This window comes from Streptomyces sp. NPDC059679, assembly GCF_042734105.1.
GTDB lineage: Bacteria > Actinomycetota > Actinomycetes > Streptomycetales > Streptomycetaceae > Streptomyces.
The window spans coordinates 20,416-38,953 of the sequence record NZ_JBHWES010000081.1 but is presented as its reverse complement, the minus strand read 5'-3'; the positions used below and the strand labels follow the sequence as shown (position 1 = coordinate 38,953).

The 18,538-nt window shown below is 68.0% G+C and carries 23 protein-coding genes; 8 read left to right on the top strand and 15 right to left on the bottom strand.

Translation table 11 applies throughout. The features are described from left to right. Positions 1-135 precede the first annotated feature (135 nt). Positions 136-375 carry a hypothetical protein gene (locus ACFV2X_RS48085; protein WP_385628877.1) on the bottom strand — a complete coding sequence of 80 codons (240 nt, stop codon included), beginning with the start codon at positions 373-375 and terminating at the stop codon, positions 136-138. A 229-nt stretch (positions 376-604) separates the two neighbouring features. Between ACFV2X_RS48085 and ACFV2X_RS48080 the strand changes: the two genes are divergently transcribed. Then, positions 605-1,300, top strand: coding sequence for a hypothetical protein (locus ACFV2X_RS48080; protein ID WP_385628875.1), 696 nt, complete (start codon positions 605-607; stop codon positions 1,298-1,300). Positions 1,301-1,850: 550 nt separating this feature from the next. On the opposite strand, the gene ACFV2X_RS48075 is transcribed toward ACFV2X_RS48080, so the two are convergent. Together ACFV2X_RS48075 and ACFV2X_RS48070 are read right to left on the bottom strand one after the other, a co-directional pair. Next, positions 1,851-2,165: a hypothetical protein gene (locus ACFV2X_RS48075; RefSeq protein WP_385628873.1), complete on the bottom strand. Its 315-nt coding sequence runs from the start codon at positions 2,163-2,165 to the stop codon at positions 1,851-1,853. A 94-nt stretch (positions 2,166-2,259) separates the two neighbouring features. Then, positions 2,260-2,910: an ATP-binding protein gene (locus tag ACFV2X_RS48070; protein ID WP_385628870.1), complete on the bottom strand. Its 651-nt coding sequence runs from the start codon at positions 2,908-2,910 to the stop codon at positions 2,260-2,262. A gap of 169 nt (positions 2,911-3,079) precedes the next feature. On the opposite strand from ACFV2X_RS48070, the gene ACFV2X_RS48065 reads away from it, so the two are divergent. The 6 genes from ACFV2X_RS48065 to ACFV2X_RS48040 all read left to right on the top strand — a co-directional run bounded on the left by ACFV2X_RS48065 (position 3,080) and on the right by ACFV2X_RS48040 (position 8,162). Continuing rightward, complete coding sequence (locus tag ACFV2X_RS48065) at positions 3,080-3,859, top strand: aminotransferase class IV family protein (RefSeq protein WP_385628867.1); 780 nt, start codon at positions 3,080-3,082, stop codon at positions 3,857-3,859. 66 nt (positions 3,860-3,925) lie between these two features. Beyond that, entirely contained in the window at positions 3,926-4,858 is a 933-nt protein-coding gene (locus ACFV2X_RS48060) for an SUMF1/EgtB/PvdO family nonheme iron enzyme (protein WP_385628864.1), read from the top strand. Between the two features lie 117 nt (positions 4,859-4,975). Continuing rightward, positions 4,976-5,206: a hypothetical protein gene (locus ACFV2X_RS48055; protein WP_385628861.1), complete on the top strand. Its 231-nt coding sequence runs from the start codon at positions 4,976-4,978 to the stop codon at positions 5,204-5,206. Continuing rightward, a complete protein-coding gene (locus ACFV2X_RS48050; RefSeq protein ID WP_385628859.1) occupies positions 5,206-5,580 on the top strand; it encodes a fic family toxin-antitoxin system, toxin component in 375 nt (124 codons plus the stop codon). The genes ACFV2X_RS48055 and ACFV2X_RS48050 overlap by 1 nt, the downstream gene beginning before the upstream one ends. Before the next feature lie 100 nt (positions 5,581-5,680). Continuing rightward, positions 5,681-7,210, top strand: coding sequence for a ParB/RepB/Spo0J family partition protein (locus ACFV2X_RS48045; RefSeq protein ID WP_385628857.1), 1,530 nt, complete (start codon positions 5,681-5,683; stop codon positions 7,208-7,210). A gap of 34 nt (positions 7,211-7,244) precedes the next feature. Then, positions 7,245-8,162, top strand: a complete 918-nt coding sequence (locus ACFV2X_RS48040) for a ParA family protein (protein ID WP_385628854.1) — start codon at positions 7,245-7,247, stop codon at positions 8,160-8,162. 74 nt (positions 8,163-8,236) lie between these two features. Here the strand turns inward: ACFV2X_RS48040 and ACFV2X_RS48035 are convergent, their stop codons facing one another. The 11 genes from ACFV2X_RS48035 to ACFV2X_RS47985 all read right to left on the bottom strand — a co-directional run bounded on the left by ACFV2X_RS48035 (position 8,237) and on the right by ACFV2X_RS47985 (position 15,979). After that, complete coding sequence (locus ACFV2X_RS48035) at positions 8,237-8,875, bottom strand: hypothetical protein (RefSeq protein ID WP_385628851.1); 639 nt, start codon at positions 8,873-8,875, stop codon at positions 8,237-8,239. Between the two features lie 721 nt (positions 8,876-9,596). Next, on the bottom strand, positions 9,597-11,141 hold the full coding sequence (locus ACFV2X_RS48030) for a hypothetical protein (RefSeq protein WP_385628848.1): 1,545 nt from the start codon (positions 11,139-11,141) through the stop codon (positions 9,597-9,599). Positions 11,142-11,338: 197 nt separating this feature from the next. Further along, on the bottom strand, positions 11,339-11,683 hold the full coding sequence (locus ACFV2X_RS48025) for a hypothetical protein (RefSeq protein ID WP_385628845.1): 345 nt from the start codon (positions 11,681-11,683) through the stop codon (positions 11,339-11,341). A gap of 88 nt (positions 11,684-11,771) precedes the next feature. After that, positions 11,772-12,356 carry a hypothetical protein gene (locus ACFV2X_RS48020; RefSeq protein WP_385628843.1) on the bottom strand — a complete coding sequence of 195 codons (585 nt, stop codon included), beginning with the start codon at positions 12,354-12,356 and terminating at the stop codon, positions 11,772-11,774. A gap of 75 nt (positions 12,357-12,431) precedes the next feature. Next, positions 12,432-12,608, bottom strand: a complete 177-nt coding sequence (locus tag ACFV2X_RS48015) for a hypothetical protein (RefSeq protein ID WP_385628840.1) — start codon at positions 12,606-12,608, stop codon at positions 12,432-12,434. A 213-nt stretch (positions 12,609-12,821) separates the two neighbouring features. Further along, positions 12,822-13,163 (bottom strand): hypothetical protein, encoded by a 342-nt coding sequence (locus tag ACFV2X_RS48010; RefSeq protein ID WP_385628837.1) that lies wholly within the window; start codon positions 13,161-13,163, stop codon positions 12,822-12,824. Between the two features lie 81 nt (positions 13,164-13,244). Further along, complete coding sequence (locus ACFV2X_RS48005) at positions 13,245-13,862, bottom strand: hypothetical protein (RefSeq protein WP_385628835.1); 618 nt, start codon at positions 13,860-13,862, stop codon at positions 13,245-13,247. A 5-nt stretch (positions 13,863-13,867) separates the two neighbouring features. Continuing rightward, a complete protein-coding gene (locus tag ACFV2X_RS48000; RefSeq protein WP_385628832.1) occupies positions 13,868-14,431 on the bottom strand; it encodes a hypothetical protein in 564 nt (187 codons plus the stop codon). Between the two features lie 104 nt (positions 14,432-14,535). Beyond that, positions 14,536-15,216, bottom strand: coding sequence for an AAA family ATPase (locus ACFV2X_RS47995; protein ID WP_385628831.1), 681 nt, complete (start codon positions 15,214-15,216; stop codon positions 14,536-14,538). Between the two features lie 106 nt (positions 15,217-15,322). Then, a complete protein-coding gene (locus tag ACFV2X_RS47990) occupies positions 15,323-15,718 on the bottom strand; it encodes a hypothetical protein (protein WP_385628828.1) in 396 nt (131 codons plus the stop codon). Positions 15,719-15,721: 3 nt separating this feature from the next. Next, positions 15,722-15,979 (bottom strand): hypothetical protein, encoded by a 258-nt coding sequence (locus tag ACFV2X_RS47985; RefSeq protein WP_385628825.1) that lies wholly within the window; start codon positions 15,977-15,979, stop codon positions 15,722-15,724. Between the two features lie 415 nt (positions 15,980-16,394). Between ACFV2X_RS47985 and ACFV2X_RS47980 the strand changes: the two genes are divergently transcribed. Continuing rightward, the gene (locus ACFV2X_RS47980; protein ID WP_385628823.1) at positions 16,395-16,925 is read left to right on the top strand and encodes a hypothetical protein; all 531 of its coding nucleotides are present in this window, start codon (positions 16,395-16,397) and stop codon (positions 16,923-16,925) included. 124 nt (positions 16,926-17,049) lie between these two features. Here the strand turns inward: ACFV2X_RS47980 and ACFV2X_RS47975 are convergent, their stop codons facing one another. Further along, positions 17,050-18,375 carry a hypothetical protein gene (locus tag ACFV2X_RS47975; protein ID WP_385628820.1) on the bottom strand — a complete coding sequence of 442 codons (1,326 nt, stop codon included), beginning with the start codon at positions 18,373-18,375 and terminating at the stop codon, positions 17,050-17,052. Positions 18,376-18,538: the final 163 nt, after the last annotated feature.

The following is an 18,538-nucleotide window of genomic DNA, read 5'->3' as shown; positions in this document are numbered from 1 at the left end:
GGCAGACACGCACTCGCACCGTGGCAACGGTGAAGCGCTGTGAACGTGTGGAAGCGTTGGGCAGACAACAGGGTGTGCGGTCAGCTTTTGCGAGGTCTCCGGGTGGTGCCGGGGGCCTCGCAGCCTTTTACGGGCTCATGCGGCAGACAGCTCCTGGCGTGTTCGGCGTGTTCGTCGCCGGTTCGCGCGCATTATCCGCATCTGCTGCCCTGCGCGAGTGGTGAGCTCGCTGTCCTCACGGTGGAGTTCAATCAGGGCGCGCATGTAGTCGACCAGGGTGGCGCCAGCCTGGTCGGCGGCGTCGGTCAGGGTGTCGAACTGCTCCTTGGTCAGGTCCAGCGTGACGCGGTGCGGGAAACCCGGACGTCGACTCATGGCCTGCCCTCCCTTCATCCGTACAGACATTTACAGACCCTAGACCCTCGGAGAGGATCTAGGGAACACCATTGCCGCGTGTTGCACACTCAAGTGGGAACGCCTCAGCAGCCCCAGCCGCGCCGTCTGCATCGCACCAGGCGTCCCGCGTGGTCAGATAGAACACCCGGGGCACAGATGCCCGACACATCAACGGCGGGGAGGGGGAACTGCGGTGGCGGCTCGACACATGATGGCGATCACGCTAGCTGCCGACGGGCGGGGGTGGGTCGACGGGGTCCTGGTGGCGACGGAGCCAGACAGCACCCTTGCCGAGACCCGCGCCGCCGCGCTTCGCCAGTGTGCTCAAGTTGCCCAGGACAAACGCCGGTCGGTATGGGTGGAGGCCACCGACCCGGACGGCCGGGCATGGGCCCTGGCGGTGCACCCCAGCGGCCAAGTCCAAGATGCTGCGGAAGCGGCCGAGTTGGTGGCCGACCCGGACGGCGAAGTCACGCCGAAGGCATACCGCGAGCAGGTGGCCGCGGCGGTCGAAGCGGTGGAGCGCGGCCAGGAGCACGTGGGAATGCGTCTCGCGCGGTCGCTGGAAACCGAGCTCGTGGCGAGGTACGGGGCAGGGCATCCCTATGTCTGGCGCGCCGTCGAGTTGCGCGCGCATGCCGCATTCGAGTGCAGCATGCCGGCCGCGGCCTGCGAGCTGTACCTGGAAGCGGCACGAGGCTGGGCGGCTCTGGACTCCGACGCTTACTGGGGGGCCGCTCAGCGGGCGTATGCGTGCTGGCACCGGGTGACTGAGCAGGACCGCGCGGTTTGGCTCGGCGAAGAGCTGGAGGCCGCGCTGAGGCTCGGCGGGGAGCGGGCGCGGGGCGCTGTGCGAAGGGTGCTTCGGCGGGTCGACGAGATGCAAAGCGGTCTCGTCGGCTGAGCCTGGACAGATTCGCTCTCCAGTTCGACAGTGGGGAGGGTGTGGGGTGATCCTGAGGTTGTGAACGACGAGCTTCCTCCTGCGCCCCGGGTGCTGGTCACCCTGGCCGACGATTCCGTGATCGAGGCGCGGATCCACACGTGGTACGCGGACGCGAGCTCGACCTGGTGGGCGCGGCTCTCGCTGACCCTCTGGTCGCGCCTGGAGCGTGGCCCCCGGGATCCCGCCACGGCCGAGCCGTACCCCGTGGAGTTCTGGGCGCCGGCCTCCAAGGTGCAGCCCATCGAAGGGGAGCGGTACCGCGGGCTACCGGTCCGCCGCCATCGTGCGGCGATCGCTCGTGCCGCTCGACGCAGTATGGGCGTGCGTCCGATCGACTCCCCGTTCTTAGCGCGGGGCATAGAGAACCCCCGGCTCCTGGTCATGTGTTGGGCAGACATAGGAGCCGGGGGCATTCTCCGCGAGGGCCAGCTGCGGCGGGGCTGGCCCTCGCCTCGGACTCCTGATTTCCGGTGCGGGGGACCGAGTGGATCAGGAGCGGTCAAGAGGCTCAGCCGCTGGCATCAGCCGCGAGCGGTTCAGCGGTGCGGTCCAGGTAGTTCTGCCGCGCTTTCTCGTCGGCGTTGCGCAGTGTGCGACGGACACCGCCCACCGCCCGGTAGAGGCGATCGAGGAGCGCGTCTACCTCGCCGAGTTGCTGGAGCGGATCGCTCGTGGTCGGCTGCCACTCTCCGGCGGGTGCACAGCCGTTGACCACGGCGTACAGCTCGGCGGACAGCTGGTTCATGGCCCTACGGATCTTGTTGAGGTCGGCTGCGGCGTAGTCGTCGACGTTTAGAGCGTGCAGGGAGTCGAGCCTGGTCATCGGATGGTTCCTTGGTCGGCGATGTCTATGTACTGCGTGGTGTCGGACCATGACCAGGAGGCGAGAGCGGAGGAGCCCCCTGACGTTGAGTTGGTCATGACGGGCTCTGCTGCGTTTCGAATTCGATCCATACTGCTTTGCCGCAGCGGCCGCGCGGCTCTGCCCCCCACTTGTCCGAGTAGTGATCAACTAGAAAAAGGCCGCGGCCGTGCTCATCGAGCTTGCAGTGCTGGGCGGCGCGCGGGTGACACTGGGAAGGGTCGTAGACCTCAACGCGCAGGCGTCCGTCGGCGTGGTCGACGGTGACCAGGAAGTGGTCGCCCTCGCGCATGCCGGCGTGCGTGAGCGCGTTGGTTGCCAGTTCCGATACGCACAAGAGCACGTCGTCCCGTCGCTGCGTAATGTGCCACCGGTCCAGCGCCACCGCCACGAAGCGGCGAGCCTGGCTGACGGACCGGTCGTCATTCGGGAACAGCTGAGCCATGCGGTTGCGGCTGCCTGCGGAGACCAGGAACGGCTCGGGATCGGCAACGATGCTGAGGTCATCGAAGGGTGGGTTCCACTCGCGCCCGCCGCCCTGGGGACGCAGCCACGCTCGGTCCGCCTGCCGCAGTTCGGTGCGCGGGCAACTGACCGCCATCACCGTGCCCCACTGACGCAAACGCACGTCGAAAACGACGGCTCCCTCGTGCAGCCAGTCAGGGACAACGGGGGTGGTGCGATCACTCTTCGATTTGGTGGCCATAGGTGGTCCAGAGCAGAGGAATCGGCGGTGAACGACCAGGGTGGACCAGTGGGGCATGTCGGCGGAACGTCCTTATACGGCCCCAGCACCGAACTTCTACCGAACTTTGCTCTCTCGCCTGGTCACTTCACCGCGTGGGACAGCCCTGTCAGGTGACAGACTGCAGGGTATGGCTGAACTGAACGGCGTACCGGTAGCCCTCAATGATCTCAAAGCGCTTGCCCTGACGAACTACGGGCATTTCACCTCGATACGTGTGGAAGATCAGCACGTCAGAGGGCTCTCTCTCCACATGGATCGCTTGGTTCGGGACTGTCGAGCTCTGTTCAATGCAGAGCTGGATCCCCAGCGCATACGGGACTTCACGCGTAAGGCAGTCGGTGACAAACCGGGATCATTCGTGGTGCGAGTGACTGTCTTCGACCCAGCGCTGGAGATGGGACATCCCGGGGTGTCCGCTGAGCCGCACATCCTGGTGACTACGCGAGCGGCGGCCGGCACTCCGCTTCCCCCGATGCGGGTGAAATCGCTCTCCTACCGTCGGGACCTGCCAGCCGTGAAACACGTGGGACTCTTCGGCCAGATCAAGATGCGGCGAGACGCGCAACTCGCAGGGTTCGACGACGTGTTGTTCACGGAAGGCAGCGGCCTGATCTCCGAGGGTGGCACCTGGAACTGCGGATTCTTCGACGGCGAGCGTGTGATCTGGCCCCAGGCCGATGTACTCCCCGGAGTGACCATGCGCCTCCTGCAGCAGGCACACGAACGGACGATCACAGCGCCGGTCACCCTTGACGATCTCCCCCGGATGGAAGCGGCGTTCGCCACGAACGCCGGCATTGGAGTCCGCGCGATCACCGCTGTAGATGCGACGGAGCTCGCCACGGAACACCCCATCATTGAGACCTTGCGTCAGGCGTACGCAGATGTCCCCAGAGAGAAGCTGTAGCAGCGCGATCAGAGGTGAGGCGATGAGGACGCTGACCTGTACATACCGTCCAGTCGGGGGCCCAGGATGACCTTAGTCACCCGCTGGACGGGGGTGGAAACCCGTGCGCTCCGCCTCGCGAAGCGCATGACGATCGAGGCATTTGCAGAACATCTCGGCGTGAGCGACCGCATGGTGTCGAAGTGGGAGAGCGGCGGTGGCGACGTTGTTCCCCGCCAGGTGAACCAGGCTGCGCTGGATACGTCGCTCGCCTGCTCAAATAGCGACGTCCAGGGACGGTTCGCGAGCATCGTGGCCACTCCACCTACTGATGCGGCAGCGGTTCAGCCGGCACCTGACCTCCAGCAGAGTCAGCACGTGCGTCATCCCGTCGACGGAAAGCTGATGACGAAGATCGGGGAAGGGGTTTTCATGAGCGGCTCGAAGAACGAGCCGCAGTGGCTGGAGAGCTACTACATCGACGTCTTCCCAGTGACGAACGCAGATTATGCGCGCTTCGTGGCAGCGACGGGCCACCCCGCACCCCGTCACTGGGAGGAGAAGGGCCGGTGCTCCGATCGGCTCTGGGATCACCCCGTTGTGTGGGTGACATGGCGCGACGCCGCCACCTACGCGGCCTGGGCGGGCAAGGCGCTACCCAGCAGCCACCAGTGGGAGAAGGCAGCACGTGGCACCGCCGGCGCCATCTACCCGTGGGGCGACCAGCCGACCGTCGCCAAGTGCAACGTGCGGGAATCCGGTATCGGCGAGACAACTCCGGTCAGCCGCTACCACAGCGGAGTCAGCCCCCTCGGGGTCTATGACATGTGTGGCAACACCTGGGAGTGGTGCTCCACAGAAACAGAGCCGGGCCGCTACGAGCTGAAGGGGTCAGCATTCACTTCGCCCTTCTTCCGGTGCGTGCCTGCCGAGTACAACGACGCGTCGATCGACATGTACGACGACGACACAGGTTTCCGCTGCGTGGCACTGTGCGAGCAGATGGAAGCGCGGCACTGATGGTCTGCAGCGATGGCGCCCTCGGAGTGCTCGCCTTTGGTGGGCGCCGTCGCGTGCGGCCAAACCGATGTCCGTGACTCCCTCGTCCGCTCGGCGACGGAAGGCTACGGTTGGTGCATGGCCAGGGAACTCCGCATCGAGATCGATGACGACGCGTACGAGCAGCTCCAGCGTCTCGCCGCCGACAACCAGGTTGCTGCCGAGCGCTACGCCGAGCAGCTGCTGACCGCCGATCTGGCACGCGCACGGTTTAGTGAAGGCGCCGTGCGGTTCATCGCAGATCACGCCGAGGGGTTCGCCGCGCGCTTCGGGGGACGCCCCGACAACGGACACAACGCCGCTGCCTGATGATCTTGACGATTGACGAGCGGTGGCTGCTCGACGTTGCCCAGACCCATCTCCCCGGTGATCCCGATGTCATCGACTACGGTTCGCTCGCCGCGGCCGTTGCCCGTCACCGGCACGAGGTCATGGGGCATCTGGTGTATGCGGAAGCCCATCATCGGGCGGCTGCGCTGCTCCAGCAGTTGGTCCGCGTCCCTGCGCTGGAGCATTCCAACGAACTGTTCGCGGCCACTGTCGCAGCCGCCTACCTCCATGCCAGCGGGCGCCCCGTAAAGGTGGCCACGGACGTGGCGGCCGACCTTGTCGAGCAGGCTGCGGCTGGCCACTTGGACGTGCGGGAGATCGCGGGTCGGCTGAGGGGTTGGACGCAAGAGTGACGGTGGGAGAAGCGCGTCTTCCGTCCGGTGTCGTCTGCGATAGGCGCGGTGCCCGCTAGGGTGCGGTGCGTCGGTAATAGCACCACCTCGGAGGATCTCCATGTCGGAGCCAGCGCGCCGCAGGCCTAAGCGGAACAAGGGCGCGGGGAAGCTCAACGACGCGCGCACAGAGGCCGGCGTCGACACGACGGAGCCCCCCGCTGGCAGTCCTTCCGGTATCCATGCGCTGGAGCCGGAGGACGGCGAGCTCTTTGAATACGACCCGGCCGACATCAGCCCCAATCCCATGAACCGCCGTCTTGGGCTGCGGAACATGGACGACATGATCGACAGCGTGCGGCGGCAGGGCGTCCACACACCCGGCGCCGCCATGCACACCAAGCTGTTCATGGAGCAGTACCCGGAGTGGGCCGACCAGGTCCCGCACCCGGAGCGCACCTACATCCTCGGTCCCGGGCACCGCCGACACGCCGCCGCGCTCGCGGCAGGCAAGCCGATGCTGCTGATCCTGCGCGACCAGTGGGCCAAGGACCTCACGGTCGAAGAGAACCTGATCTCCGAGAACAACGACCGTGACGACCTCTCCCCCATCGAGCAGGCCCTCCAGCTGGAGCTGCTGCGCCGACGTGGCATGACCGGCGATGAGATCGCGGAGCGCTCCGGCTACGGCAACCGCGGCTCGGTCAGCCGGTTCCTGAACCTGCTGGATCTGCCTCAGGAGATCCAGGACGAGGTCCACGAGGGCAGGATGTCGCACAGCTCCGGCTACACGTTGTCGACCATCAAGGACGCGGACGGCAACCGGGACAGCGAGACCGCCCACGAGCTCCAGCTGCGCGCCTTCGGCTGGATGCGAGACGAGGGCATCAGCGCGGACGCCGCGAAGAACCGCCTCAAGATGCAGTCTGCGGCGTTTCCCGCAGGAAACATGAAGATCGAGGTGCCCGTCAGTATCGACGCCGATCAGGACGGCCAGCGTGACGTCGACGATGTTTCCCGCGGGAAACACGACACCGGCGAGGCCGATGCCAAGGGCCAGCCTGATGGGGACGGAGACAACACCTCGGTCAGCGGCCCGAAGACGCCGATCCCTCACCAGGCCAGCGGCACCAGCGACCAGGGCAAAGACCAAGAACTCCAGGACTCGGGAGCCGATCAGAACGAGGACCAGGACCTGGACCAGGCGGAGCAGGACCGGCTCCTGGCGGCGCAGGAGTCGGCGGAGCGCCGGGACCTCGCCTGCCGGCTGCTGCTCGCGGAAGAGAAGTACGCCAGCGCACCGGACCTGTCCGCGCTGCTGGTCAACGCCGTCCTCAACCCGAACGAGTGGAAGAACGCGGCCGCCCTTGCCCACACCTGGCTGAGCAACCTGGGCAAAGGCCCAACGACCGAGCGGCCCACCACCTACTTCACGAAGATCGCCGCAGGCAACGACGCCAACTTCAAGCGCCGCGCCGCCTTCGCCATCGCCCTGGCCGCCAACGAGGTACGCGCCACCGAGAACGACCCCGAATGGGACGACCGCGACCGGGCGCACCTGAAGTTCCTCATCACCAACAAGGCCGTCGCGTACGAGCCCACCGAGTATGAGCAGGAGCTCCTCGGGCTGGTCTCCTCCGAGGCGCAGTGACCGCCGCTCCTTCCCCGTTCCCCCGGAGATCTCCATGACAACCACCATCGCGCACGAAGCCCGCGTCAGAGTCCTCGACAAGACCCGCGTCCTGGTCTTCGCGCTGAAGGCCGGCGGCACCGCCAAGACCAGCTCCTGCACCAGCCTCGCCGCGATCCTCGGTGCGCGCGGGTACAAGGTCCTCGTCATCGACCTGGATCCGCAGTGCAACTCCAGCCAGGTTCTCGGCTACGGCAAGTTCCGCCCTGGTCAAAAGGGCATTACCGATGTGATGAAGGAAGATGTCGAACTCCAGGACGCCGTCTTCCCGGCCCGCTACCTGGTCGACGACATCGACCCTGATGACCCCGACGCCGCGTACGAGCTCATCGAGAACGTCTTCATCGTGCCTGGCAACGTGGACGACCCCGACATCGACGAAACCGAGCGGCTCCTCAACGACCCCAAGTATGCCGACTCCTACTGGATCCGCGACGGTCTGGCTGACATGGACGGGCAGTGGGACGCCGTTCTCATCGACTGCCCCGCCACCTACGGCCGTGCCACAGTCACCGCGTTTGTCGCGCTCGACAAGAACGTCGATGGCGAGGTCATCCCGCCGATCCTGTGCACCTTCAAGGAAGGCGGAGCTCTGGTCCGCCTTGAGAAGAAGCTCCAGGAGATCAGGGACCTACGCAAGTACGCAGTCAAGGGCATCCAGCCCCGGATGAAAAACATCCTGGTCTGCTGCGCCCCCAACAGCCAGTTCGGTATGGCAGAGCACCGCAGAACACTTGCCGAGATCCAGGAGGAGTACAGCGATCAGTTGCTGCCTCTCGTCCACTGGTCCGGCGAGGTTCCGAAGATCTATAGGGACGAGTGCCCCGTCCCCATCCTCGTGCCGAACAGCATGCCCGCCCAGGAGTACAACAAGGTCGCCACCGCGCTCGGCTTCCCCCGGCGCGCAGCCTGACTTCCCGAACGTGCGGGACAGCCCCTCAAAACGCAAGAGCACTTGGGATCCGAAGATCCGAGCGCGGGGTCTCGTTACTCGGTCCATAGCAGGTACAGAGCGCTCGGTGTGACTTCGGGCGCGTCGCCGGTGATCAGCCAGCGGTAGTAGTCGTTCGCGCTGAGGAGGTTGAGGGTGATCTCGTGGTCGGCTTCGTAGGGCTCGGATACCGCGCGAAGGTCCCAGGCGAATCCGAGGGGTGTTGCCTGGATGATGCGGCGGCCGTGGAGGTGGGGGACGGTGCGGGCCGGTACGGGGGTGCGGGCGCCGGGGTGGTTGGGCTGGGGGGCGAGGCGGCGCAGCAGGGTGTCAGGGGCGCCGGCCGGGGTCGACGAAGTGGCCTTGTCGCCGTGTGTCGGCTCGTAGGGAAGCCGGTGCTCGATCCAGACGTCTGCGATGGGGACGCGCTGCGGTGATGCGATGCTGCCCGGTGCGATCTTGGCGCGCCAGTAGTCGAGTTCGGGTACCACGTTGAGCCATGTGGTGCCGTCGGGGGAGTGCTGGGCGTCGCCCATGACGCGCAGATCGTGCAGAATGCCGGCTTGCCCTGAGACGATGGCGCGCTGTCCGTGGAGGTCGGGGGGCATGTGCACTGCGGGTACGGGGACGGCGGGCGGGGGTACGGCCCGGTACCAGTGCCCACCCTCGACCTGTAGCCGCGGCAGCTCGTTCACAGTGCGCAGTATCCCGCGTCCGGGCGGTCCGCACGAGGTCGGGCACGCGTGGCTCGTGCGGGTGGTGTTCAGCGGAACGGCGTTGCGTGGACGGGACGGGGCGGTTGATCAGTCATGCAGAAGATTATGTGTGCGATAGCGGCCGCCGTGGTCATCGTGGTCAGCAATGCGTCGGTGGCGGTGGCAGACGGGGGTGGCGATGACGGGCCGGTCCACGTCGGAGTTTCGGGCGACGGGCTGCATGTGGATGAAGCGCGGGCGCTCCTGGAGGGCTGGCACGCCGGCGCCCGAGCCCGGATTTTGGTCCGGCGCCCCGGACGCGACACGGAGCCTGCGACGGGTTGGACGTACACACGGGCAAGGGAGGCCGGGGGCCACAAATTCGAATATGCATCGTGGCGGATCGATCGGAGCTACCCCGATGGCAGCCGGATGTGTGTGCAGTTCAAGGGCTATTCCGAGAGGGCCTGTGCCACCATCCACAGCTGACCGGCGGCCGCACCCCTGGCGGTCGTTTTCGGCGGGCTCGCCGCGGTCCGTGAGGACCCCGAACCGTACGGTCGGCGCCGGTGAGTACTGGCCCCCGGTTTCGCTGGTGTACGTCATCTTGGAGACGTACACCGGGCGTCGGTGAGGTACGTGAGGAAGTCGGCCGGGAACGGCAGCGGGCCCGCACCCCAAGGGGGGTGCGGGCCCGTAGCGTCGGGGGGACCGAATACGGTCACGTGTCCTGAGGGCGGAATCCATCGACACCAGCCGTGACCGGGTCGGGCGTAGGGGCGATGTACTCGGCTACCGCCCGGCGGCACCAGGCGGTTACCTCGGGGGCGCGGGTCGACTCGATCTCGCTGTCCAACTGCTCGTTGGCGATGCGCTCGGCATCTGTGGGCAGCAGATGGCGGTCCACGAGGTCGTCCAGGGTGTGCCGGACGGCCGTGCGCTCGGGGCCCTCGGGCAGGGCGCGGCGGGCGGTGTGCAGGGCGCGGGAGATGGCGGCCTGGCCGACGTCCAGGACCTGGCGGTACTTCTCGCCGCCCTGGGCGAGGCGAGCGGCGGCCTGGTCCCGGGTGAGACCTCCCCGGTCGGCGAGTGCGTCCACTAGGGCGTCTTCCTTGGCGCGGCGCCAGGCGTCGATGAGCTTCGTGCGTTCGTGGTAGGTGGTTTCGGGGAAGCGGCTGCGCAGCTCGCGGCCTTCCTGGGTCCAGTCGTGCATGTCCTTGTCGGGGTGGCTCGGTCCCCAGTCCTCTGCCCACTCGTACGGACCGCCGGACCCGATGCCGAGGTTCTGGGCGATCATCCCTGCCTGATAGTCGGTCCACACCAGCGTGCGCCAGTTGGTGCCAGTCCACACGATCAGCGACGAGCGCGGCGGGCTGTCCTGCCGCTGGTACCACGCGGGCTCGGGGATCTTGGACCTGTCAGGGGAAGCAGGGCGCGGGCCCGGGGCGGCGGAGGGGCGGGGGCGCTTGGGAGCGTCCGGAGCCGGGAAGTAGGCGTCCGTGGTGAGGGAGACGATGCCGTTGTCGGTGCCGTGCTCGATGACGTCGGCGCGGGCGTAGTGGTCGCGGTGCGCGGTGTACGCGCGGGCGATCTGGCGGGCGTCTTCCCGGCTCGTGCACCAGCCGACGGTCTGCCAGTCCGAGGTGCCGCCGCTGTAGTCCTCGCCCAGCACCTTGCCCTCGTGCGCGAGGTCGAGCCAGACCGCGACCTGCCAGTGCAGCCCTGGTGCCGGCGAGAACTCCTGCGGCGGGTCGACGATCCGGCCGGGCGACTCCAGCGGCCAGCCGGTGTGAGCCCAGATCCACCGGCCCTCGTGCAGCCACGCCCACTCGGGCATTGCCACTACGGTCACGGTGCCGTCGGTCGCGCGCACCGGCACTGGCACGCGGGGCCCGCGGTTGGTGTGGGTGTAGCCGGAGCGGTTCGGACCGTACCGGGTCTCGCGCAGCACGTAGCCGTCGACGGCGGCCTCCACCGATGCCCACCGGCGCCAGGTGACGCCCTTCTCTTCGGCCCGCATCCGGGCCTCGACCGCGTCCGGGTCCGGCTCGGTCAGGCGCACCGGCAGCGGCTCGCCCTCCGCTGCGAGGGCCCGCAAACAGTCGACGACCAAGCGCTCGCCCTCGGGCAGCGCCTGGTCGTCGAAGAGTTCGAGGTGGGGCGGAAGGTGGGGGCCGGCGGCCTTGCGGAGGGCGGCGGTGTACTTGGCGCCGGTGCGGGCAGCGGCGCGGGCCCGCTTCGCTGCGGTCGGCTGATTCTTCGGCATGACGTCTCCCAGCCGGACAGACCCACGCTCCTCCGGCCATACGTCAGGGGCCACAGAGAAGGAACGGCGCACAGCGCGCCAGAGATGAACTACGCGGGTCCCTGGAGACCTTGGCCGCCCCCGTCTCGGGGCTGCCCGCGGCGTGGGCGCGGGCAGAGCGGCGACCGGCAGTACGCGGCTAGCCGGGTGGTGCACAACTACCGTAGCGGGTGGCAGCGACAGGTGTTGGAACGTCGAGCGCACACGGATTTTGGCGGGGCACCCGTGTGGAGCTTCTTGCGGATGCGTAGGGCTAGGGCTTCGCGCTGGTAGTCATGGAGATCGGGGAAACCCAGCAGTTCGACGGGGGTCATGCCGTAGTGGGCGCAGGCTCGCTCGATGGTCTCCAGGCCGATCGTTGCCCCGCCTCCCTGGCCGCCGTTGACCTTCCGGCGCCATGCTGGGTCTGAGTACCGCATTCCGGCGGCCTGGCGGGCCATCGTTTCCCCCGAAAGCTTGCGCAGTTCGCGGAAGGTCTGGCGGACCTGCTTCTGAAGGTTCACGGGCTTTCCTGTGCGATAGCTGGGCTAGCGGTCGGCATCTCTCGCACGGGTGCGAGGGATCGCACCCGTGCGAGAGATGCGAGGGGTGTCACGCGAACGGCTCTGGCTCACTGGGATCCGGCAGGACAGTGAAGTTGTGGCTTGACGGGGACGAGGCGAAGCGCCAGGCGGTGTATTCCTGCCGGACGTAGCCGCGCGGTCCGCCGGCTGATTCCCAGGTGGGGGACTCCGGCGTGATGGGGCCGCAGGTGGTGCTGTGCGCTGTGTCGAACCGCACCAGGGCCTGTGCTTCCTGTACGGCCACGATTTGTGCGGTTGAGGTGGTGGGGGTGGCGGAGGCGATTCGGTCGGTCAGTACGGCGCGCTTGAGGATCAGGTGCCGTTCGTCGGCCATCGGCACCACCTGATTTCCCTTGGCGATCTGCAGGAGTGCCGTGGATAGCCTCAGGATGTCGAAGATGTCCTCGGTGAACGGCTGAGCGCTCGTGTAGGTGCGCTCCGGGGCCTCAACGTCTGCTGCGTCGACCCGGGCGGGGAAGGCGAAGTGGACTGGAGATCCACGGTCCTTGAGAAAGGTATTCAAGATCATCACGAGGCGTTCCGACTGGTTGTACCAGGCGCGCTCTCGCAGTGTCAGCCCGTCGGGCCCTACGACTGTCTCAGGGTGCGTCATGCCGTTTCCTGTCTGCTGGATGGGCCGGGGCGGCCGCTGTGGCGACCGCCCCGAGAGTTGCGGATGGGCAGGTTGCTAGGAGCGACGGCCGTTGCCGCGCGGGGTGCCGCCGGCGGTGTTCCCGCTCGTCCTGGCCTGACCGTTCTGGGTGCGGGCGGCACCCGCGCCCTGGGCCTGCTGGCGGTCCTTGCGGGCGGCCGCGTGCAGCTCTTCGACTGTCTGCGGGCTGCCCGGTCCGATTACGCTGCTCATTGATCCCTCCGGGGGTCTCAGGGGTGCGCCCGATTGCTGCCAGGCGAGGGGCGCGCCCCGCTTTTCCGTCTGGTCGGTGGAGTCCCTGTGCTGCCGGACTCCCCTCGCGGTCCGGAGGCCGGCGGGCCGGACGGCGAGGGCAATGCGACGGTCTGCAGGGCTGGTTGACCAGAGGCTGCTGCGGCCGGGCCGAGGCCCGGCCGCAGCGGTGCATCAGTCGTCGTCGCAGGTGCTCAGCGCGGCGGTGTAGAGGGAGCCGAGCGTGTTTTGCAGCGCGGCGGACGCATTGCACATCGCCACCATGCGATCCGTGGGGTCGGACGGCTGGGCAGCGGTGGAGGCGACCAGTCGCAGCAGGTGGTGGATGGATGTGTGGGTCTGGCTGATCACGTCCAGGAGGACGGCCTGCGCCTGTTCGGCGGTCAGCCGCGGCGCCGGGACGAGTGACTGGGCGGAGTCGAAGAACTGGTCGTGCTGCTGCCAGAGCCGCAATGTCAGTTCGCGCATGTCGGTGGTGGGGGCGGGGCGGCGGGAGAGGAACGGGAGGCGGAACACGTCGTGCCTTTCGGGAGAGAGGCGCGGGAAGCGGAGTGGTCCGGGGGCGCGGCGCGCACGGGCCTGCGCCCCCAGTGAGGGTCAGCCCAACTTGTGTGCGGCGATGTACCGATCGGCCTCGGTGCAGGCGTCGACCTTGCGGCGTGCCATGTACTCGCCGAAGGTGGTGCCGAGCGGGCCGTAGAGATACCAGCCGGTGTCGGGGTAGCCGCCCGTGTCGCTGCGCTTGGCGTAGCGCAGTTGCCACCAGCCGCACGCCGTGTGGCGGATCGGCCCGTGGGGGTGTTTGATCCAGCCGACCCGCGCAAGCAGTTCCCCGGTTTCCTCGACCGCGGCCCGCAGCTCCGCCGTCTCCGGGTCCACGTCGGCAACGGAGACGCGCGCTGGCGACGAGGGGATGTAGGCGAGCAGTTCGGCGTCCCACATGCGGTACTCGAAGGTGAGGACCAGTTCGTGACCGCAGTCACGGGATCGCACGGAGAGCGAGCCCCGGAAGGCCTTCTGGGCTGCGCGCATCGTCTGCACGGGCTCGGGGTCGGGCTCGGCGAGCCGTCCCCGCACGATCCCGCTCTCAGCGATCTCCCACTGCTTGACGGGTGGCAGATGCTCGCTGCGCAGGATTGCTTCGATCAAGCGCGCGGCACCGGTCTGGGTCTCGCGCCGGTACTCCCGCGTCAGTGCCTCGTCGTTGGGTCCCATGACGTTCACCGCGCCGTGGTGGTGCCGTGAACGGCCTCGAGCCGCTGCCACAGATGGACTTCGGCGGCGGTGGCGTACTCGTGCCAGGCGAGGGCGGGCTCGTCCCAGAAATCGGCGGTGAAGGTCGCCAGGGCCGCCTCGATGCGCTGCTGCTGCTGATCGGCCCGTTCGCGGATCTCCCTGAGGGCGGGCGCGTCGAGGATGGGCACGGGGGTGCTGCTGCTGCGGGCCGTGGTGGCGGTGGGGGTGCGGCCGAGATTGATGTCCCGGTGCGCGTCGGTCACGGCGTACGCGTACGCGTGGGCGGCGCGGTACCAGACGCGGGAGAGGGAGAGGACCAGCCCGCGGTGGGAGAAATAAATCTCTTCACGGACGGTGGCGTACGGGCTGTAAGGCCTCCGGCTGCCGGTGCGGTGGGCGGTGCCGGGGTGGTTGGCGTGCAGGGTCGCGGCTTTGGCGGCGTCTGCGGCCGTGCACGCCTTCTTGTAGTCGGTTTTGGCGGAGTCAGCGGCGGAGCTGAAAGCGCTGATGGCGCTGGCGAACTGGCCGTGCCATGACGTCGTGGGCATGGTGTTCTCCCTGGTGTTGGGCAGGGTGTGGGGTCAGGTGGTGCGGTGGCCCGGTCGGGGTCACCCGGTGGTGCGGGCGCGGTGGTCCCCGGATGGGCTGGTTACTAGTGGCTGGGCCGGATGAGCGTGTGCGGGGCGTCCGGGCCGGAGGGGGCGCGCCTTACGCTCGGCCGCGTCACCTCGTCGACGTCAGGGCCGGCGTCGACGAGCTGGACGGCGTCGAACCCCTCCATGAGCAGCTGCTGAGGGGTGAGATTGGCCTGTGCGTGCTGCCAGCGGAGCGTGGCGAGAGGTACGCACCGGTTCGCCGGTCGCCTGGCGTTCCGGGTCTCGCAGACCGCGAGCGGTGTACGGACGAGGGTGGCGATGGCAGGGCAGTGGTGGCGGTGCGCGCGGAGCAGCAGCAGCTGCCGGACGTTCTCTTCCAAATTTGTCGCGTCGACGACCGTTGTAAGCCGTCGGCGCAGGCGGGCGTTGATGATGAGGTGCTGGAGTTGTACCGCTTCGCGAGTGGCGCGTTGGTCTCCGGCGTCTCCTGCCACGCGTTCACGCAGTTCGTCGAGGGATACCACCGCGTCGCGGGGCCAGTCCTGGCAGCAGTGCGTCTTTCCTGCTCCTGCGGCGCCGATCATGACGACCAGGGCGCCGGGGATGCACATGGGCGGGGGTCCGGCCGTCCACGGCGCTGTGGCGGTCGGGTGTGTCTGGGCGTGGCCGGCCTTGGCGGCGGTCATGAATTCGCGGACAGCGCTGGGGATTTCGCCGTGCCATGAAGTGGCGGGCATGGTGTTCTCCCTGGTGTTGGGCAGGGTGTGCGGTTGGGTGGTGTGGTGGCCCGGTCGGGGTCGCCCGGTGGTGCGGGCGCGGTGGTCCCCGTACGGGCTGTCTTGGCTAAGGGGTCTTGATCAAGCTGGTGACGAGTGCCCCGCTCACGGCGAGCAGCGTTCCGGCGTCGCGGTGTGAGACTCCCTGGCTGACAAGGCGCTTGGCCAGTGGTGCAGCGGCCGCGCGAGCTTGCTCGGCCAGTTTGTTGGCCTGGTGCCGCAGGTTGCGGGCCTCGGCGAGTTCCTGGTCGAACGTGTCGTCTCCAGTGGCGTAGGCGATCTCCAGGGGAAGCGCCTCGGCGTCGAGGTGCTTCCCCTGGGCGATCGAGTCGCGCACGCGTCGCTCAAGTTGGGAGAGCGAGCGGTGCGAGGCTTCTACCCCGGGCAGCTCATCCACAGTGGCCGTCCATACGCCCGAGGCCAGAACGGCACGGACGTGGTAGGTGCTCGGGGTGTGGGTCATGTGTCAGTGGGTCCTCTCGCGGACGATGCCGCAGGCGCGAGCGACGTCGAGCCATCCCTCGTCGCTGCCCTCGCTGTCGCTGCGGGTGACGCGGCGGACCTGGGCGGTCAGCAGCGGCAGCTGCTCGGCGGCACGGCGCAGCAGCGCGGTGTCGTCGGGGACGCAGGACAGTTCGGTCAGCGTGCAGGCGACGTCATTTGCCAGGCCCGGATCGATCTCAGCGGGCCGGCGCGGCGCGGCGGGGTGGGTGGTCGTGGACAATGGAGCCCTCCTGTATGGAGGCGGGGCGCGGCGATCGTTGGGAAGCGGGAGCCGCGCCCCGCGTGCATGGACGTGTGCCGGGCGTGGCCCGACTCCCCCAATACTGTTCAGGGCCTGAACACTTGTCAATGACCTGAACGGATGAAGTGTGGGCGGCGAGACGCGTAGCGGCCCCCGGTGCGTCGTGGTCATATCAAAACAACGAGCGAAGTGCGATTGCGGCACATTCTGTGAGCCTGTTCCCTTCGGCTACGCTGCCGCCGAGGGCGAGCTGAACGCCCATCCCGTTGTCGCGTGCCCACGCCGCGTGAGTGCTCGGGAGAAGGTTCTTCGGGATCCAGATCACCTGTACTGACCGGTCCTCTTCTTCACCGGCCGATGGCGTGGGCGCAAGGCCGGTTCCAAGGAGACGATCATGACGAAGCGCAGCACCGAACAACAGCGCGCCAGGGAACTGCAGCGGGCCGAGGGAATCGGGTACCACGAGGCTCTGAACCGCGTGCGCGAGGACCAGCGCCCCGTCAACCCGAACATCACGTTGACCGACTCCACCCTCATCGTCATCGAGCCGGCCGATGTCAACGACAGCTGCGGGGCCTGCTACCGGAGCATGGCCGCCGACGGACAGTGGGCCGTGCACCTGGCCGACGTCAGTCCGGCCCGCTCCGGCTTCAAGCTCTGCACCGCGTGCGCGCGGGCGATCGGTAACGCCGTCGCACATGTCCCCGCGACGCCTGCCCCTGTCTCCGTGTTGGACGACCCGTTCAACGTCCGCGTTCCGGGCGTTCCTGACCAGATCGTGGCCTATCGCTCGCAGTACCACCTGCTGTGTCGCCGCCACATCCCCAAGGAGCCGATCAGCGACGACTACAACCCCGTCACCAGCGAAGACCTCGAGAACGGCGGGAACTGCACTGTCTGCGGCATCGACGTTCTGATCGACTGAGCTTCTTCGTGCGAGCTCGACGGCTGGGCACGAACCTTCAACCAGTCGTCGAGCCGTCACCACCTCACGCGGCCGCACCCGTAGCCCGACGCGCAAGGCTTGGATGTTGCGGCAGCGGCCAGCCCTACGCCGCAGGCATCGCCAACGCATCCCGCAACTGATTGGCTTCAGGGCGGCCTTGAAGCGTGTTGTGCAAGGCCACCGCTCGGCGGCGCGTCAGGCCGGTCCGGTATGCGGCAGGCAGTTCGCCGAATGCCTGGGCCGCGATGCGCGCGGCTTCGTCCGGCTGCTGGTCGTGTGCCAGACATGTCGCTCGGTCGATGGTGATCAGTGCGCGCGTCATGAGCGACGACGAGCGCGACAGCCGGAGCGCCTGGTCCTGCGCCTTGTATGCGCGCTCGGTCTCGCCGAGCAGCGTCAGCGCCTGGGACAGGTGGACATGGTGTTTCTGCTCCGGGTACCCGAACCACGTGTCGGCGGACTGCTGCGGCGTCAGCTGCTCCATAAGCCGTTCCGCGTCCGCCACTGCGGAGCGTGCCTCGTCCTGGTCGCCGTGGGCAGCATGAGCCCGCGCAGCGACCGCCGCGGCGAGAGCGGCCGCCGAGCTCGGCGTCGCCCCAGCCAACCGTCGGGCCTCCCCGGCGAGCTGCGCGCCCGCGCCCGGCGCGCCGAAGTTGCACGACACCATCGCCTCACGGGCCTTGATCCACGCATGGAGTCCGGTGTCACCGGACTCCTGGGCCGCTCGGCCGGCGGTGTGGAACCAGCCGTAGGCATCGCGGTGCTGGCCCAGGTCGTGCAGGACGATGGCGATCATGCCCGCCAGTTGCCCGGCGACATGGCACAGCGTTGTGCGGCCTTGCACCGTCCGGGCCTGGGTCAGCAGAGGGTCCATCTCGGTGAAGTCGGCGGCCAGGTCGGCGAGCACGTCCGTCGGCGCCTGGCCGTTATAGCCGTAGCTGTACCGCTCGGCGGTGCTCTGCCAGTAGCTCAGATCGGATGTCGTGTGGTCGGCAGCCAGGGCTGCATCGACGTCGCTGCGGGTCGTGGTGAGTGCGGCGAGCCCTGGGCCGGCCAGGCCGGCGGCGAGCGCGCCACGCAGAACGTTCCGGCGCTTCATGGGGTCGTCTCCGTTATGACGGCGTTCCTGAGGGGCAGTGTCACCCTCCCAGGGTCGCGGAGCCAGGCCCAGGTGTCGCCCCGGAATACGAAGTCCGTCCGCCACCCGCTCGATCGCCGCGAGAGTGGTGATCTCTCCGGTGCCCCGCGCCATCTTCCCGACCCGCTCGGCTTTCAGCCCGCATGCCTCCGCGATCTTGTTGTACGAGATCCCGGCGTCATGGGCGAGAGCGAAGACCACCCCAAAATCACGTCCTGCCACGGCACGCCGCATGCGCGGGTCATCGAGCAGCCCAGACGGCAATGCAGCTGGTGACGGCGGATAGCGCATCCCACGCCCCCGGTTGTTGACGAGATGTCAGTAATCCATCCGGCACGGAGCGTACACCCGGCCCCCATGGTGTGTACCCATCACGGGACCCCGCAACGGGATTACCGCAGGTCGCCCACCCGCGTTCACTGAGCTCCACCGGCACACCACCGACACCCGGGGA